The 15,691-nt window shown below is 71.6% G+C and carries 15 protein-coding genes; 8 read left to right on the top strand and 7 right to left on the bottom strand.

Annotated elements, in window-relative coordinates; translation table 11 throughout:
- Positions 1-35 precede the first annotated feature (35 nt).
- The 5 genes from JOF36_RS21045 to JOF36_RS21025 all read left to right on the top strand — a co-directional run bounded on the left by JOF36_RS21045 (position 36) and on the right by JOF36_RS21025 (position 6,141).
- Entirely contained in the window at positions 36-2,177 is a 2,142-nt protein-coding gene (locus JOF36_RS21045) for a catalase (RefSeq protein WP_210029880.1), read from the top strand.
- Between the two features lie 241 nt (positions 2,178-2,418).
- A complete protein-coding gene (locus JOF36_RS21040; protein ID WP_210036003.1) occupies positions 2,419-3,510 on the top strand; it encodes an IS110 family RNA-guided transposase in 1,092 nt (363 codons plus the stop codon).
- Between the two features lie 138 nt (positions 3,511-3,648).
- Entirely contained in the window at positions 3,649-4,548 is a 900-nt protein-coding gene (locus JOF36_RS21035) for an MBL fold metallo-hydrolase (protein ID WP_210029878.1), read from the top strand.
- A 388-nt stretch (positions 4,549-4,936) separates the two neighbouring features.
- Entirely contained in the window at positions 4,937-5,248 is a 312-nt protein-coding gene (locus JOF36_RS21030) for a transposase (RefSeq protein WP_210029743.1), read from the top strand.
- Complete coding sequence (locus tag JOF36_RS21025; protein ID WP_210029735.1) at positions 5,245-6,141, top strand: IS3 family transposase; 897 nt, start codon at positions 5,245-5,247, stop codon at positions 6,139-6,141. The genes JOF36_RS21030 and JOF36_RS21025 overlap by 4 nt, the downstream gene beginning before the upstream one ends.
- A gap of 237 nt (positions 6,142-6,378) precedes the next feature.
- Here the strand turns inward: JOF36_RS21025 and JOF36_RS21020 are convergent, their stop codons facing one another.
- Entirely contained in the window at positions 6,379-6,732 is a 354-nt protein-coding gene (locus JOF36_RS21020; protein ID WP_245350926.1) for a hypothetical protein, read from the bottom strand.
- Between the two features lie 15 nt (positions 6,733-6,747).
- On the opposite strand from JOF36_RS21020, the gene JOF36_RS21015 reads away from it, so the two are divergent.
- Both JOF36_RS21015 and JOF36_RS21010 read left to right on the top strand, forming a co-directional pair.
- A complete protein-coding gene (locus JOF36_RS21015; protein ID WP_210029876.1) occupies positions 6,748-7,596 on the top strand; it encodes a class I SAM-dependent methyltransferase in 849 nt (282 codons plus the stop codon).
- A gap of 691 nt (positions 7,597-8,287) precedes the next feature.
- Positions 8,288-9,607, top strand: a complete 1,320-nt coding sequence (locus JOF36_RS21010; RefSeq protein WP_210029874.1) for an MFS transporter — start codon at positions 8,288-8,290, stop codon at positions 9,605-9,607.
- Positions 9,608-9,622: 15 nt separating this feature from the next.
- On the opposite strand, the gene JOF36_RS40995 is transcribed toward JOF36_RS21010, so the two are convergent.
- From JOF36_RS40995 to JOF36_RS20995, 3 genes are all read right to left on the bottom strand, one after another.
- Positions 9,623-10,864 carry a PucR family transcriptional regulator gene (locus JOF36_RS40995; RefSeq protein WP_210029872.1) on the bottom strand — a complete coding sequence of 414 codons (1,242 nt, stop codon included), beginning with the start codon at positions 10,862-10,864 and terminating at the stop codon, positions 9,623-9,625.
- A 29-nt stretch (positions 10,865-10,893) separates the two neighbouring features.
- A complete protein-coding gene (locus JOF36_RS21000; protein ID WP_210029870.1) occupies positions 10,894-12,168 on the bottom strand; it encodes an ArgE/DapE family deacylase in 1,275 nt (424 codons plus the stop codon).
- 135 nt (positions 12,169-12,303) lie between these two features.
- On the bottom strand, positions 12,304-13,047 hold the full coding sequence (locus JOF36_RS20995; protein WP_210035996.1) for a dienelactone hydrolase family protein: 744 nt from the start codon (positions 13,045-13,047) through the stop codon (positions 12,304-12,306).
- A 111-nt stretch (positions 13,048-13,158) separates the two neighbouring features.
- Between JOF36_RS20995 and JOF36_RS20990 the strand changes: the two genes are divergently transcribed.
- Positions 13,159-13,641, top strand: a complete 483-nt coding sequence (locus JOF36_RS20990) for a MarR family winged helix-turn-helix transcriptional regulator (RefSeq protein ID WP_307862497.1) — start codon at positions 13,159-13,161, stop codon at positions 13,639-13,641.
- A 44-nt stretch (positions 13,642-13,685) separates the two neighbouring features.
- On the opposite strand, the gene JOF36_RS20985 is transcribed toward JOF36_RS20990, so the two are convergent.
- From JOF36_RS20985 to JOF36_RS20975, 3 genes are read right to left on the bottom strand one after another with little or no spacing between them, the layout of a single operon-like run.
- A complete protein-coding gene (locus JOF36_RS20985; protein WP_210029866.1) occupies positions 13,686-14,036 on the bottom strand; it encodes an EthD domain-containing protein in 351 nt (116 codons plus the stop codon).
- Between the two features lie 46 nt (positions 14,037-14,082).
- Positions 14,083-14,949 (bottom strand): SDR family NAD(P)-dependent oxidoreductase, encoded by an 867-nt coding sequence (locus JOF36_RS20980; RefSeq protein WP_210029863.1) that lies wholly within the window; start codon positions 14,947-14,949, stop codon positions 14,083-14,085.
- Between the two features lie 18 nt (positions 14,950-14,967).
- The gene (locus tag JOF36_RS20975; protein ID WP_210029856.1) at positions 14,968-15,615 is read right to left on the bottom strand and encodes a TetR/AcrR family transcriptional regulator; all 648 of its coding nucleotides are present in this window, start codon (positions 15,613-15,615) and stop codon (positions 14,968-14,970) included.
- Positions 15,616-15,691: the final 76 nt, after the last annotated feature.

Here is a 15,691-nt window from a genome sequence, read left to right as displayed (position 1 = left end):
GAGACCCGAAGCGCGACAGCGAAGGAAACCCACCGATGGCCACGTCGTTCCAGTCGATCCCCGACCCGGACCCGCGGAGCGGGGGCGAGGACAAGCAGCGCCAGCTCGACGGTGCCCGGTACGACCCGCAGGACACCGCCCTCACCACGAACCAGGGGGTGCGGGTCGACCACACCGATGACTCGCTGACCGTCGGCGAGCGCGGCCCGACGCTGCTCGAGGACTTCCACGCCCGCGAGAAGATCATGCACTTCGACCACGAGCGGATCCCGGAGCGGGTGGTGCACGCCAGGGGGTCCGGGGCGTACGGCTACTTCCAGCCCTACGACGACCGGCTGTCCGAGTACACGGTCGCCCGGTTCCTCACCGAGCCGGCTGTGCAGACGCCGGTGTTCGTGCGGTTCTCCACGGTGGCCGGGTTCAAGGGCTCCGGCGACACGGTGCGCGACGTGCGCGGGTTCGCGACGAAGTTCTACACCGCGCAGGGCAACTACGACCTGGTCGGCAACAACTTCCCGGTCTTCTTCATCCACGACGGGATCAAGTTCCCGGACTTCGTGCACGCGGTGAAGCCGGAGCCACAGGCCGCGATCCCGCAGGCGCAGTCCGCGCACGACACGTTGTGGGACTTCGTGTCGCTGCAGCCCGAGGCGCAGCACGCGATCATGTGGCTGATGTCGGACCGGGCGATCCCGCGCAGCTACCGGACGATGCAGGGGTTCGGGGTGCACACGTTCCGCTTCGTCAACGCCGACGGGCAGGGCACGTTCGTGAAGTTCCACTGGACACCGGTGCTGGGCACGCACTCGCTGGTGTGGGACGAGGCGCAGAAGATCCAGGGCAAGGACCCGGACTTCAACCGCCGGGACCTGTGGGAGGCCATCGAGAAGGGTGCCTTCCCGGAGTACGAGCTGGGCGTGCAGCTGGTGCCCGAGTCCGACGAGCACAACTTCGACTTCGACCTGCTGGACGCGACGAAGATCATCCCCGAGGAGCAGGTGCCGGTGCGCCCGGTGGGGAAGATGGTGCTCAACCGCAACCCGGACAACTTCTTCGCCGAGACCGAGCAGGTCGCGTTCCACACGGCGAACATCGTGCCCGGCATCGACTTCACCAACGACCCGCTGCTGCAGACCCGCAACTTCTCCTATCTGGACACCCAGCTCAACCGGTTCGGCTCGGCGAACTTCCATCACTTGCCGGTCAACCGGGCGGTCGCCCCGGTCAGCAACAACCAGCGCGACGGGTTCATGCAGATGCAGATCCACCAGGGACGCGCGCCGTACTACAAGAACTCGCTCCAGGGCGGCTGCCCGGCGATCGCCGACAGCGAGGTGTTCCGGCACTACCAGGAGCGGGTGGACGGCGAGAAGATCCGCAAGCGCAGCCCGAGCTTCCAGGAGTACTACAGCCAGGCCACGCTGTTCTGGAACAGCATGGCCGGCTGGGAGCGCGAGCACATCGTCGCCGCCTACCGCTTCGAGCTGAACAAATGCGACCACATGCACGTGCGGGAGCAGCAGATCGAGCAGCTCAACCACATCGACCACGACCTGGCGGTCGCCGTCGCCGAGGGCGTCGGCGTCACGGCCCCGGCCGACGTACCGAAGCCCAACCACGGCCACACCTCGCCCGCGCTGAGCCAGGCCAACACCACGTTCGGCTCGGTGCTCTCGCGCAAGGTCGCGATCCTGGTCGCCGACGGCGCCGACCCCGCCGCGGCCGAGCTGGCCCGGGCCCTGAGCGCGCGCGGTGCGCTGCCCGAGCTGCTCGCGCCCACCGCGGGCCCGGTGCGCGACTCGCAGGGTGCGGACGTCGCGGTCGACCGGGCGATCAACTCGATGGCCTCGGTGGTCTACGACGCGGTGGTCGTGCCCGGCGGCCCGGACTCCGCCGAGACGCTCGGGCAGGACGGCTACGCGACGCACTTCGTCACCGAGGCGATCAAGCACGCCAAGGCGATCGGCGCCCTCGGTGCCGGGACACGCCTGGTCGCGCGGGCGGCGAACGGGACGGCCAGGGTCGAGGCCGAGGGCGACCGGGTCAGCACCGACCTCGGGGTCGTCTCGGCCCCGGCCGTGACGGACTCGGTGCCCGACGAGTTCGTCGACGCCTTCTGCGAGGTGCTCGGCCTGCACCGGGCGTGGGAGCGGCACACCGACTCGCTGCCCGCCTGACAGTGAGGATGATGTAGGTGAGCCCCGCAGCGGTCGGTCTGACCCACCGCCTGACTGACTCCTGGTCCTCAACCGGATCTGTCGGCCGGTCCGCTGCGGGGCTCGCTTGCACTCACCAGACGGCGGTTGTGACCTCATAGGAGCCTGTGCCAGCAGGCACCCATCACTGTCTTGTCCGCTCGCCCCGGCTGGTGCGTGCCGCCCTGCCCGGTCGAACGAGTACAGGACGGTCATGCCCACGATGACACACCCCCACCCCGCTGACACCGCCGTCCCCGGCGAGCCCCGCCAGGTCACCGGCGGGGTCGACACCCACAAAGACACCCACACCGCCGCCGCCCTCGACCAGGCCACCGGCCAGCTACTGGGACACGCCCAGTTCCCGGCCACCGCAGCCGGCTACGCCGCGCTGGTGTCCTGGCTGCAGACCTTCGGGCTGCTGGTCCGGGTCGGGGTCGAGGGCACCGGCGTCTACGGCGCCGGCCTGGCCCGCCACCTACACACCGCCGCGATCACCGTGGTCGAGGTCGACCGCCCGGACCGCAAGACCCGCCGCTGGCAAGGCAAGTCCGACCCGGTCGACGCCGAGGCCGCCGCCCGCGCCGCCCTGGCCGGACGCGCCACCGGTGTCCCCAAGCAGCGCGACGGACGAGTCGAAGCCCTGCGGGCGCTGCGCGTGGCTCGCCGCTCCGCGGTCGCCGCCCGCGCCGAGGCCCAGACCCAGATCCGATCACTGCTGATCACTGCCCTCGACGAGCTGCGCACCCATCTCGCGCCCATGAGGCTGCGGGAGCTGCTGACCCACTGCGCCACCCGACGCCCCGACCCCGCCCACGCCGACCAGCCCGAGACCGCGACTCTGATCGCGCTGCGCAGCCTGGCCCGCCGCCACCGCGAGCTGACCACCGAGATCGACGACATCGAGTCGTTGATCGCGCCGCTGGTGACCGCGATCAACCCGAGCCTGGCTGCGATGCACGGGGTTGGTCCCGACGTCGCCGGACAGCTCCTGGTCACCGCGGGCGAGAACCCGCACCGACTGCGGTCCGAGGCCGCGTTCGCGATGCTCTGCGGGGCCGCACCACTGCCCGCGTCGTCCGGGCGCACCCACCGCCACCGACTCAACCGCGGCGGGGACCGACAAGCCAACGCCGCGCTCTACCGGATCGTGCTCTGCCGACTGCGCTGGGACCCACGCACCCGCGACTACGCCGACCGCCGCACCGCCGAAGGCATGAGCAAGAAAGAGATCATCCGCTGCCTCAAGCGCTACATCGCCCGAGACATCTACCGCGCCCTACTCACCACCCACGACCTCGAACCCGCCGCTTGACATCCATAGGAGCATCCGGGCCGCGCCCGCGTCCCCGTCGAGGACTGCAAGCGTGCCGACGCCGGCGAGCGACAGTGACCGGCGTGGCACCACCGCACTAGGGTCGGGTCCGGAGCAGTCAGTGCTACGGAGGTGCGAATGGCCGGTCTGAGCCGTCACGATCACGGCGCCGTCGGCGTCCTGGTGCCCGAGAACGGGGGTCGCTACCCGTACGGCAACTCGCTGCTGATCCGGGGCAGCGCGCAGACCGTGCTGGTCGACCCGTCCCTGGCGGTGGGGGAGCAGGGGCTCGACGGGGACCGGGTGGACACGGTCGTGGTCAGCCACGGACACGAGGACCACCTGGCCGGGTTGCACCGGTTCCCCGGCGCCACGGTGCACGCACACGAGGCGGACCTGGCCGCGGTGCGCTCGGTGGACGCGCTCGTCGAGGGCTTCGGCCTGCCACCGGAGCACGACGAGGAGACCCGCCAGGAGCTCGTGCGCGACTTCGCGCTGGTGGACCGCCCGGACGCGACCGGACTGGCCGACGGCGCCCGGCTCGACCTCGGCGACCGCTCCGTGACCGTGGTGCACCTGCCCGGGCACACGGCCGGGCACTGCGGGCTGCTGGTCGAGCCCGACGACTTCTTCTTCGTCGGCGACATCGACCTGAGCCGGTTCGGCCCGCACTACGGCGACGTGGGCAGCGACCTGGAGGCGTTCGAGGCGTCGATCGAGCGCTGCCTGCAGGTCCAGGCCCGCTGGTACGGCACGTTCCACCACAAGGGCGTGGTGACCGGGGCCGCGGAGTTCGGCACCCAGCTGCGCGCCTACCGCGAGGTGATCCGTACCCGCGAACAGCGGCTGCTGGAGTTCCTCGACGAGCCCCGCACCCTGGACGACGTCGTGGCCCACCGCCTCGTGTACCGCCCGCATGTCGACCTGCCCTGGGTGGACAGTGTCGAACGGCGCACCGCCGAGCAGCACCTGGCCCGCCTGGTCGCCGACGGGCGGTGCGAGCTCGTCGAGCCGGGGCGCTTCAGACTGCCGCGCTGAGCCCGGTCACGGTCGTCGAGACCTGCGTCGGCGGGCGTTGGCGCTCTGTGGTCAATGATTCATTGACGCCAGCCGATCGTCAACCAAACGACGACGGAGCCGGTCCCGGCGGAGGAACACCGGCCCGGTGAGACCCGGCGAGGCTCGGCGAGGGCCGGCGAGGGCCGGCGAGGGCCGGCGAGGGCCGGCGAGGGCCGGCGAGGGCCGGCGAGGCTCGGCGGAAGCCGGCGAGGCCCGACGGAAGCCGGTGATCGCGGAGTGTGTGCGGATCGGTGCCATATCTGGCACCGATCCGCACACACTCCGTGATCACCCGATGAGCTTCCCCCGCTTCGCCGGAGTCTTCGAAGACTGGTCCCATCGTGAGGGACTGGGAAGGAAGGCTCTGTTGGCAGCACCGAGGAAGTACCCCGATGAGCTGCGGGAACGGGCGGTTCGGCTGTATCGACAGTCCGAGCCGCGGCCGTCGTTCAAGCGGCTGGCCGAGCAGCTCAACGTGCACCCCGAGGCCTTGCGGAACTGGGTCCGTCAGGCCGAGGCCGACGCCGGCGAACGGCATGACCGCTCAAGCACTGACATGGTTGAGGAGAACCGCAGGTTGGCGGCCGAGAACGCTGAGCTGCGGCGGGTCAACGAGGTCCTGCGCGCGGCGAGTGCGTATTTCGCCAGCGAGATCGGCCCGACCCGGAGGTGGTCATGAGCTTCATCGACGCCCATGGCTTCCCGGCCGGTCTCGTACTGCGGGTCCGGGGCATCCCGGCCTCGACCTACTACGACTGGCGGGCCCGCCAGGCCGCCCCGAGCCGGCGCGAGCTCGACGACGCGGCGCTGCTCGAGCAGATCGTCAAGGTGCGCAGCGTGAACGAGCACGCCGCTACCTACGGCTCGCCGCGGGTGTGGCTGGAGCTGCGCCGCCAGGGCGTGCGCGTCGGGCGCAAGCGCATCGAGCGGATCATGCGCACCCACGGCCTGCAGGGCGCGCACCTGCGCCGGGGCTGGCGCCACGGCTCGACCCGGCAGGATCCGAACCACACCGCCGCCCCGGACCGGGTCGAGCGCGACTTCCGGGCCGACGCGCCGAACCGGCTCTGGGTCGCTGACCTGACGCGGCTGGTCACCGGCGAGGGCGTGCTGTGGCTGGCCTCGGTGCGCGACGCGTTCGCCAACCGGGTCGTCGGCTGGGCCACCGGTGAGCGGGCGACCACCGCGCTGGTGCTCACCGCCCTGGATCATGCGCTGCGCTCCCGATCGGCGCGCTCCGGCGAGTTGATCTTCCATAGCGACAAGGGCGCCCAGTACACGGCGCTGCGGTTCACCCAGCGCCTGGTCGACTCCGGTGTCGCACCCTCGACCGGGTCCACAGGCGACAGCTACGACAACGCCCTCGCGGAGAACCTGTGGTCCACGCTCAAGATCGAACTCGTGTACTGGCCGGGTACGACGTTCGCCACCCGCGCCGAGGCCGAGCACGCCCTGCTGCGCTACATAGACGGCTGGTACAACCCCCGCCGGATCCAGGCCGGGCTCGGCGGGCTCTCACCTGACGAGTACGAGGACGCCTACGATCGCGGCCAGCGCGACGATCACAGATAACCCGGACTCCGCGAAACCGGGGGAACCTCACGAGGCGCCCGCGCCACACCCGGGCACGCGGGGCTCGGGTCGACGGCGGCCGCCGGGCTCGGGCCGACGCCGCTCACCTGTTCAGGGCCGGCTGCCTGTTCAGCCCCGGCCGCGGTTCAGCCCCGGCCGCCGTTCAGCGCCGGCCCCGGGTCAGCCGCCGGCGAGCGGGGTCAGCCGTCGGCGATCGGTTCAGCGCCGCCCGCCGGTTCAGGTGTCGGCGACCGGGTTCCTGCCGGCGATCGGGTCCCTGCCGGCGACCGGGGTCAGCGATGCCGCCCAGAAGTCGGTGTAGCGGCCGCCGTGGCGCAGCAGGTCGTCGTGGCTGCCCTGCTCGACGATCCGGCTCCCGTCCAGGAAGACGATGCGGTCGGCGCGTTGGACGGTCCGCAGCCGGTGGGCGACCATCACGACGGTCCGGCCCGCCATCAGGCGCTCGATCCCCTCGTGGACGGCGACCTCGTTGACCGGGTCCAGCGCGGAGCTCACCTCGTCCAGCAGGACGATCGGCGTGTCCTTCAGCAGCGCTCGCGCGATGGACGACTGACACCGCGCCGTCGGCACGCGACAATGCCGAGCGTGATCCCTACGACGGCGAACGCGGTACAGCGGCAGGCGTGGGACGGCGAGACCGGGGAGTTCTGGGCGAGCAACGCGGGCCGTTTCGACCGCGGCGTCGCCGCCTACAACGAGGCGCTGCTGGATGCCGCCGGCATCGTCGGTGGCCGGCGGGTCCTCGACGTCGGCTGCGGAACGGGCGCGATCACCCGTGCCGCGGCCCGGCTCGCCGCACCCACCGGACAGGCCCGTGGCGTGGACCTCTCCACCCGGATGCTCGCCGTGGCCCGTTCCCGGGCCGAGGAGGAACAGCTCGGGAACGTGTCCTTCACCCGGGCCGACGCGCAGGTCCACCCGTTCGACCCGTCCGGTGTGGACGTGGTCGTCAGCCGGCACGGGACGATGTTCTTCGACGACCCGGTGGCCGCGTTCGGCAACCTGGCCGCCGCGCTGCGCCCCGGCGGATCATTGGCCCTGCTGGTCTGGCAGGCGTTCGACCGCAACCCGTTCATGCATCGGGTCCTCGAGGCGCTCACCCCCGACCGCGTGACGCCCCGGCCGCCGGAGGACGGCAGGGCCGGCCCGGTCTCGTTCGCCGATCCGGCCCGCGTGCGGGAGGTGCTGGGCGCGGCCGGGTTCGAGGAGATCGCGATCGACCCGGTCGAGGAGCTGATGAACGTCGGGCCCCACCCGGCCGAAGCCCTGGACTATCTCGCTGCCCAGCACGCCGGGTTGATCGCCGACCTCGATCCGCGGACCAGGGAACTGGCCCTGGAACGACTGCGTGACGACGTGGTGGCCCATCACGATCCGGAGCGCGGGGTCGGCTACCCGTCGGCCTGCTGGCTGGTCATCGCGCGCCGGACGTGACTCCGGCTCGTCCGGGGCGGGGGAGCAGGGTGGCTGCGTGCCCTCGACGCGGCGTTACAGGCCGAGCGGGCTGACCTCCCATTTCACCCGTCCGATGCGAGTACAGCGGCGATTCCTGATCAAGGCCTGCAGCGTCCGGACGGCGAGGCGGTGTCCCTCAGTTGTCAATGATTCATTGACGCCAGCAAAACGTCAACCAAACGACGACATCCCACCCCGTCTCGACCAAGGAGCCGACGGCGCCGGAACGGGGCAGAGGCCGGCGACCCGACCCGCCGCTGGGTACGGCGCGGCCCGGCCGGCCGGAGGCTTCGTCCCCGACCCGACCCGACCCGACCCGTCGCCGGGGCCGGGCGCCGTGGTGTCGGAGCGGAGGGGAGGGGAACGCCGATCTCTTGAAGATCACCGGTTATGGAGTGCCGCGACCGCCACGCGTACGCCGCACTCCTCAACCGGTGATCACGCGGCCGGCCTCGGCGGCGGTCGGCGACCACGCCGGGGCGGTGCCGGTTCCACCGCCCCGGCAGAGCGCGACGACCAGGCGCCCGCCGGGCCGCGCGCGGCGCCGGTCCGCCGCTCGTTGTGCAGACGCCTACCGAGCGGGGGACAGATCGGTGCAGTCCGTGGTTCCGTGACACCGCTCTCGTCTGAATGCTGTGCGGACCGTCCCGCCCACGACCGAGGAGTGGCGATGAGCGAGAGGCCCGGTCCCACGGTGACCGATGCGGAAGCCAGGAAGGTCGCTTTCGGTGCCTTCGTGGGCACCGCGCTGGAGTGGTACGACTTCTTCCTGTACGGCACCGCCGCGTCGCTGGTGTTCAACCGGCTGTACTTCGCCACCGACGACGCCGTGGTCGCCACCCTGGCTGCGTTCGCCTCGTTCGCGGTCGGGTTCGCGGCGCGGCCGCTCGGTGCGGTGATCTTCGGCCACCTCGGGGACCGGATCGGCCGCAAGCGGTGCCTGATCATCACCGTCACGATGATCGGTATCGCCACGACGTTGATCGGCGTGCTGCCGGACTACCTCTCGATCGGGCTCGCGGCCCCGATCCTGCTGACGTTGTTGCGGCTGCTGCAGGGCGTGGCGGTGGGCGGTGAGTGGGGTGGCGCGGTCACCCTCGCCGTCGAGCACGCCCCACCGGAGCGGCGCGGACGCTATGCCGCGATGCCCCAGATCGGCTCGCCGGTCGGCACCCTGCTGTCCTCGGGCGCGTTCCTCGCGGTGTCGACACTGCCGCAGGAGGCCTTCGACTCGTGGGGCTGGCGGCTGCCCTTCCTCGCCGCCTTCCCGCTGCTCGGGATCGCGGTCTGGCTGCGCAGGCGGGTCGAGGAGTCGCCGCTGTTCGAGAAGATGCTCGAGGAGGACGAGCGGGCCTCGTCCCCGGTCCGCGAGGTCCTGACCACGGCCTGGCCGCAGCTGCTGATCGGCGCCGGGACGGCGTTCCTCGGCGTCGGCGGCTTCTACCTGATCACCACGTTCGTGATCAGCTACGGCACCGCGACGCTCGGCCTTCCGCGCTGGCTGATGCTGGTCGCGACGCTGGTGGCGGCGACCGTGGAGATCGTCGTGCTGATCGTGGGCGGGCGGCTCGCCGACCGGTACGGCGCCGCCCGGGTGACGGTGCTGGGTGCCCTCGGATCGATCCTCGTGGCGTTCCCCGGGTTCTGGATGATCGACTCGATGGCCGCCGTGGCGGTGGTGCTCGGGGTGACGCTGGTGACCGCGCTGCTCTCGATCCCGTACGCGGTGTCGGGCGCTCTGCTCACCGAGCTGTTCCCGCCGCACCTGCGCTACAGCGGCGTCGCGCTGTCGGCGAACATCTCCGGCGTGGCCAGCGGGTTCGTGCCACTGGCCGCGACCGCGCTGCTCGCGCTCGGTGGCGGGAGCTCCGTGCTGCCGACCCTGCTCCTGATCGGGATCGCCATGATCACCTGCGGCTGCGGCATGGCCGCGCCGCGGTTCTTCGTCGAGCGCGACCGGGTCGCGGCCGCGCGGACGACGACGACCTGATCCCGGCCGCCCCGCTCACCGGTGCCCCGGCGTCGGCGCGTCGGCACACGCGAGTGCCAGCAGCACGACGGTGGCCTCGTCCGGAACAGTCACGTCGTGGCCGGTCAGCTCGCCGAACCGGCGGAGGCGGTTCAGCACGGTGTTGCGGTGACACCACAGCTCCTGCGACACGGCGGTCACCGTCCCGGTCCGGGCCCACGCACGCACGGTCTGCACGAGGCGTTCGCGCTCGGCCGGCGGGACGGCGGCCAGGCCGGCCAGCACCGACCCGACCAGCTCCTGCCCGACCCCGCGGGCGGAGCACAGCCCGGCGGCCACGACCGGCAACCAGGCCTGTGCGGGATCGACCGGCCCCGTCAGGCCGGGCAGTGCGTCGACCACCCGCAGTGCCGTGCGGGCGCTGCGTGGCACGTTCGCCAGGCCGTGCGCGAGTGGTCCGATCGCGCACGGGACCGCGTCCAGCAGCCCACCCAGTCCGGCCCGCAGCGCACGGACCCCGGCCGGCCCGTCGTCGGTGACCGTTCCCGACCAGCGGGCCAGCAGTACGGCGTGGCGGGGGAGTGCCTGCACGTGCACCGGGCGGTCGTGGGCGCCGAGCGAGTCCGCCGCGCGGCGCAACTGCGCGCCTGCGGTCGCCGGTGCCACCACGACCAGCACGGGGTCGTCGATACCGACGTCGAGTGCCCGCGCGACGCGGGCCACGTCGTCCGGGCTCGGCTCCGCGATCAGGTCGTCGGGCCCGTCCACCTGCCCCAGCAACGCCGCCACCAGCATCGACCGCTCGCCGTGGCGCTCGCGGGCGATCAACGCGGCCTCGTCCTGGTAGGCGATCTGCACCTGCAGGGCGTGCTCCTCGACCGCTGCCCACAGCCGGTCGACCCGCTCGACGAGCAACGGTCCGTCGGCCGGGTCCGCCTGGTCGCGCAGCGCGTCCCAGAGGATCCGGAAGTTCAGGCGGACCGCCGTGAGGAGGTCGTTGAGCGGGACCCCGCGGTGGGCCCGGTCGCGGCCGATCGAGGTGCCGATCCCGGTCAGCCGGCCCGGAACCCGCATCCTGCCGATCCGGCGCAGCAGGTAGTCGAAGGTCTGCGCCGCGTCGTCCTCCATCCGGGCGAGGGGGACGAGCCCGCGGGCGTACGGAGGCACCAGCAGAACCCGTTCCCGGAACGAGCGGAACAGCGCGTCCGAGTCGCCCCGTAGCCGGGTGACCAGCTCTTCCCAGCGGACGTCGGCGTCGTCGCCCCGGCCTTTGTGCACCTGCACAGCATAGGTGCCCGGTGTGTGCCTCAGTCCGTGATCGGCTCGACGCCGCACCACTCGGCGACGAACAGCGCGATGGCGGTCGTGATCCGCCGGATCGACTCGACCTCGACCCGCTCGTCCAGACCGTGGATGGCCTCCGAGACCGGCCCGTAGACCAGGCACGGGATGTCGCCGTAGAGGGTGAAGACCCGGCCGTCGAGATAGCCCGGGGTGGTGAAGGACTCGAGCACGCTGCCGAACACCCGCTCGTGCGAGCGGGCCAGGACGTCCTCGGCCGCCGACCCCTCCTCCAGCACGTAGCCCTCGGCGAAGAACCCGGACGGCGTCGCGGCGACCGGGAGGCCGAGCGACGCCTCCGACTTCGCCAGGACCTCCTGGATCTCGGCCCAGGCCTGCGCGGCCGGGGTGCCGGGGTAGATCGCGGCGCGCACCGTGAACGTGCAGCGGGCGGGCACGCTGGAGGGCCAGTCACCACCGTTGATCACACCGAAGTTGAAGTTGATCGGGCGCTCGACGTCGGCGAAGTAGCGGTGCTCGCCCTTGCGCCGGTTCCACCGGTCCTCGAGCTCGCGCAGGTCGTTCATGATTGTGTAGGCGGCGTCGATGGCGTTGCGCCCGTTGCTCATCTCCCGCAGGTGGGTCGGCACGCCGCGGACGGTGACGTCGAACCACAGGACCCCGACGTTGGCGCGCACCAGCTTGTCGTCCTCGGGTTCGGGGATGACGCAGGCGTCGGCGGTGTAGCCGCGCAGTAGGGCGGCGAGCGAGCCGTTGCCGGTGCACTCCTCCTCGACGACGGACTGGACGTGGATGCGTGCGGTCGGCCGGTAGCCCGCCGTCCGCAGCGCCTCCAGCGCGAACAGGTTCGCCCCGATGCCGGCCTTCATGTCGGCGCTGCCGCGGCCGTACATCCAGCCGTCGACGATGCTCGCGTCCCACGGCGAACGGCTCCAGGACTCCTGCGGGCCGGTGGGGACGACGTCGACGTGCCCGTTCAGGATCAGCGAACGGCCGTGCTCGACGACCGGGGTGTAGGTCCCGACCACGTTCTCCAGCGTCGCGGGATCGACCGTGGTCGGCCCGTATCCCTCGTGGTCGCGCAGCTCGGGCGAGTCGATGGCCCACCGGTCGACCGTCAGGCCGCTCTCGAGCAGGGCGCCCTCGATGAGGTCCTGCGCGTCGGTCTCCTGCGCCCGCAGGCTGGGTGACCGGACCAGCTCGGCGGTCCAGGCGAGCTGATCGTCGAAGCGTGCGTTCACCGCTGCGGTGATGCGCTCTGCGATCTCGCGGTCGAGCATGCCGATCGTCCTCCGAGTGCTGCGGATGCGGGTCCCGAGGGTCGCCCCGCGCCCGGTCCGCGACAAGGGAGGGCCACACAGACCTGACACCGCGGCCGATGTGCAGACGAACAATCCGATGGTCCGACCGGAGACTCAGCGGTCGGCCGTCGTGCGTTCGAGGAGGGGGAGCAGACGGTCCCAGTGGAGTTGCAGACCGGCGGGGTCGAAGGCGTCGGTGTCGGACATGGTGAAGCCGTGGACGGTGCCGGGGTAGATCTCGGAGGTGTAGTCGACCCCGGCCGCGTCCAGGGCCTGGTTGAGCTCGCCGAGGGTCTCGGACGTCAGGTCGGTCTCGGCGTGGCCGAGATGGACCCGGGCGGTGAGCCCGGAGAGGAGACGGTCCCGATCGGGCCCGTCGGCCCCCACGGGGCCGTGGAATCCGGCGACGGCGGCCACCCGGCCGGGATGGGCCGCGGCGGTGCGCAATGCCAGCAGACCGCCGATGCAGTAGCCGGTCACCGCGACCGGTCCGGCGCCGGCCTCGGGCCGGGTGGTGAGGAACCTGAGATAGGCGTCGGCGTCGCGCAGGACACGTTCGGTCGTGTGCGCCTCGATCAAGGGCATCAGTTGGGCGACGGACGTGGTCCGGGCCTCCTCGTCGATGTACTCCGGAAGCTCGATCACCGGGCTCGGGCCGTGCCGGTAAAAGACGTTGGGGACGAGCACGTAGTACCCGTGCCCGGCCAGTTCCCGGGCCATCCCCCGCAGCACGGGCCGGATGCCGAAGGCATCCGCGTACATCAGCACCCCTGGGTGCCGCTCGCCGTGGTCGGGGAAGGCGGCGAAGGCGTCGGCCGAGCCGTCCGGGGTGGGGATCTGCAACATCGTGACGGGAATGGCGGAGCTTCCTTCCGGGAGGTCGCCGAAATACCGTTTATCGGACTAACGTTTCGGCGCGAGTGAACGTACATCGTTAGTCTCACTAACGCAATGACTAGAGTGGTGCCCGTGAGCAGAGCGCATGCCGCGGACATTCCCGACGACGGCGTGCCCGGGACGCCCGACAGGCTGCGTCGACGGGCGAGCCGACAGCTGTCCCAGCTGACCGCCCGGTCGGACCGGCTGATCACCGACGGGCTGGCCCAGGTCGACGCCCGCAAATGGCACTACGCCGTGCTCGCCTCGCTGCAGGAGTTCGGGCCGGGCAGCCAGGCGGCCTTGAGCCGGCGCTCCGGCATCTACCGCAGCGACATGGTCGGCGTGCTCAACGAGCTGGCCGAGCGTGACCTCGTCGAGCGGGCGCCGGACCTCGACGACCAGCGCCGCAACATCATCACGATCTCCACCCGAGGCCGCCGTCACCTGCGCCTGCTCGACAAGGTTCTGGACGACCTCCACGACGAACTGCTCGCCCCGCTGAACGCGGCCGAACGCGACCAGCTCCTGCAGTTGCTCGGTCGTCTACTGGATCATCACGCCCGGATCCCCTGACGAGCGGGGGGCTCGGCCCGGCGAGCCGCACTCGCGTTTTCGCGTCAGACGTCCACCGGACGACGTTCGTCGGTGACCACGACGACCCGGGCCGCGGTGTCCATGAACGTCTCCTCGTCCTCCCGCAGGACGGCGCCGCGGGGACCGGCGTACCAGTCCGACCACACGCGCATGCCGGCCAGGTCCCGGAAACCGATCTCGGTGACGCAGTCCCAGGCGGCGTCGCGGCCGCCGAGGTCCACGGCGTGGTTCTGGATGTAGTGCGTGATCGCCTGCTCGACCTCGGGCGGGATGATGCGGGCGAACAGCGGTGCGTGCCGCTGCTCGTAGTACTCGGCGAACTCCGCCGCGCTCAGGCCGGCCCGTCGTTTCAGCAGTGCCACGATCTTGATCATCAAGTCTGTCCTTACCGGCGAGGGCGGGGGAGGGGTGTCGCTCCGGCTACGGCTGCAGTGCCGCCAGCAGCTTCTCGCTCTCGACCCAGAGCCGGGCGGCGGCGTCGTCGTCCTGTGCGGCGTCGGACGGCGGCTCCTCGGCCATCCGGTGGAAGTGGCGTCCGCCGTCGCGTCCGCCCTCGGGCTCGGTGGCCAGCCAGACCAGCGTCTCGGCCGGTTCCTCGGGTGCCAGCGCGTCGGCCGCGTTCGCGTAGTGCGCCTGCAGCGCCGGGCTCCCGTGCGCGGCGAAGTTGCTGGCGACCAGGCCGGGGTGCATGACCTGGGCGACGATCCCGTCCGGTCCCGCCCGCCGCGCGAGCTCCCGGGTGAACAGGATGTTCGCGAGCTTGGCCCGGCAGTAGGCCACCATGGAGGAGACGTCGCCGAGGCTCTGCAGATCGACCGGGTCGAGCCCGTCGACCTGGCGGTGGGCGCTCGACGACACGGCGATCACCCGCGTCGAGCCGGGTGCCGTGCCGGCTGCGCTCGCCCGGAGCTGCGGCATCAGCTCCTGGGTCAGCAGGAAGGGCGCGAGGTGGTTGGCGGCGAAGGTCGCCTCGGTGCCCTCCGCGGTGATGATCTGCCGGTCGCGCACCCCGCCCGCGTTGTTGATGAGCACGTCGACGCGGGGCGTGAGCGCCCGGATCTCCTCGGCGGTACGCCGGACGTCGGCCATCAGGGTGAAGTCGGAGCGCAGCATGGCGACGCGTCCCGCCGCGGCGATCTCCGCCTCGGCCGCGGCACTGCGTTCCGGATCACGGCCGACACCGATCACCTGCCAGCCCAGCCCGGCGAGGCGGCGGGCGGTGGCCCGGCCGATCCCCGCACTGGCTCCGGTGACGACCGCGACGGGCCGGTTCTCGTCGAATCCCACGGAAGGCTCTCCCTCGTCTCAGCGCGGCCGGAGGCCGTCGAGCAGCAGGTGGACGGTGAACCGGACCTTCTCGTCCAGTTCCTCCCGGGTCGGTGTCTCGCCGCGCACGATCGCTCTCGCCTGGCCGCCGACCACCATGCTCATGAACGTGGACGCGGCGAGCCCGGTGTTCGTGGGGGCGACCTCGCCCGCGGCGATGGCCCGGTCGAGCAGACCGGCGACGAAGTCGACCACCGGTCTGGCGCTCTGCTCGACGTTGGAGGCGAAGATCTCGGGGAAGCGGTAGCTCTCGGTGTTGATGATCCGCTGCAGGCGCAGGCCGTTGGGGGTCATCACCTGGTCGATACGCAGCCGGCCGATCGCCACGAGCGTGTCGGCCAGGTCGCCGTCGTCCAGGCTCTCGAGCACCTCGCGCGGCACGACGTGCCGCTCGATGGCGCGCTGCACCGCGGCGCGGAACAGCGCGGCCTTGTCGGGATGACGGGCGTAGACGGTGCGCTTGGTCATGCTGACCCGGGCGGCGATCATCTCGATCGTCGCGAGCTCGAAGCCGCGTTCCAGGAACAGGTCGAGCGCGGCGTCGAGCAGTTCCTCGTGCCGGGCCTCGGCCTGCTCGCGGGTGGGGCGTCCGGCTCCTCGGCGAGGGGGAGCAGATCTGTTCTGCACGTCAGCCTCTTGCTTCGTGGTCGACCACACCTATAATGAACCGCACGAGGTGCTATTAGTCAAGCGCCCTCGTGAC

This window comes from Pseudonocardia parietis (assembly GCF_017876315.1).
In the GTDB taxonomy this organism is placed as follows: domain Bacteria; phylum Actinomycetota; class Actinomycetes; order Mycobacteriales; family Pseudonocardiaceae; genus Pseudonocardia; species Pseudonocardia parietis.
The sequence above is the reverse complement of the archived record's forward strand: the minus strand, read 5'-3'. Positions and strand labels throughout refer to the sequence as shown.

Excerpts from the sequence above, each read along its gene's own strand:
- JOF36_RS21045 (WP_210029880.1), top strand. The coding sequence starts at position 36 with ATGGCCACGTCGTTCCAGTCGATCCCCGACCCGGACCCGCGGAGCGGG.
- JOF36_RS21040 (WP_210036003.1), top strand. The coding sequence starts at position 2,419 with ATGACACACCCCCACCCCGCTGACACCGCCGTCCCCGGCGAGCCCCGC.
- JOF36_RS21035 (WP_210029878.1), top strand. The coding sequence starts at position 3,649 with ATGGCCGGTCTGAGCCGTCACGATCACGGCGCCGTCGGCGTCCTGGTG.
- JOF36_RS21025 (WP_210029735.1), top strand. The coding sequence starts at position 5,245 with ATGAGCTTCATCGACGCCCATGGCTTCCCGGCCGGTCTCGTACTGCGG.
- JOF36_RS21010 (WP_210029874.1), top strand. The coding sequence starts at position 8,288 with ATGAGCGAGAGGCCCGGTCCCACGGTGACCGATGCGGAAGCCAGGAAG.
- JOF36_RS21000 (WP_210029870.1), bottom strand. The coding sequence starts at position 12,168 with ATGCTCGACCGCGAGATCGCAGAGCGCATCACCGCAGCGGTGAACGCA.
- JOF36_RS20985 (WP_210029866.1), bottom strand. The coding sequence starts at position 14,036 with ATGATCAAGATCGTGGCACTGCTGAAACGACGGGCCGGCCTGAGCGCG.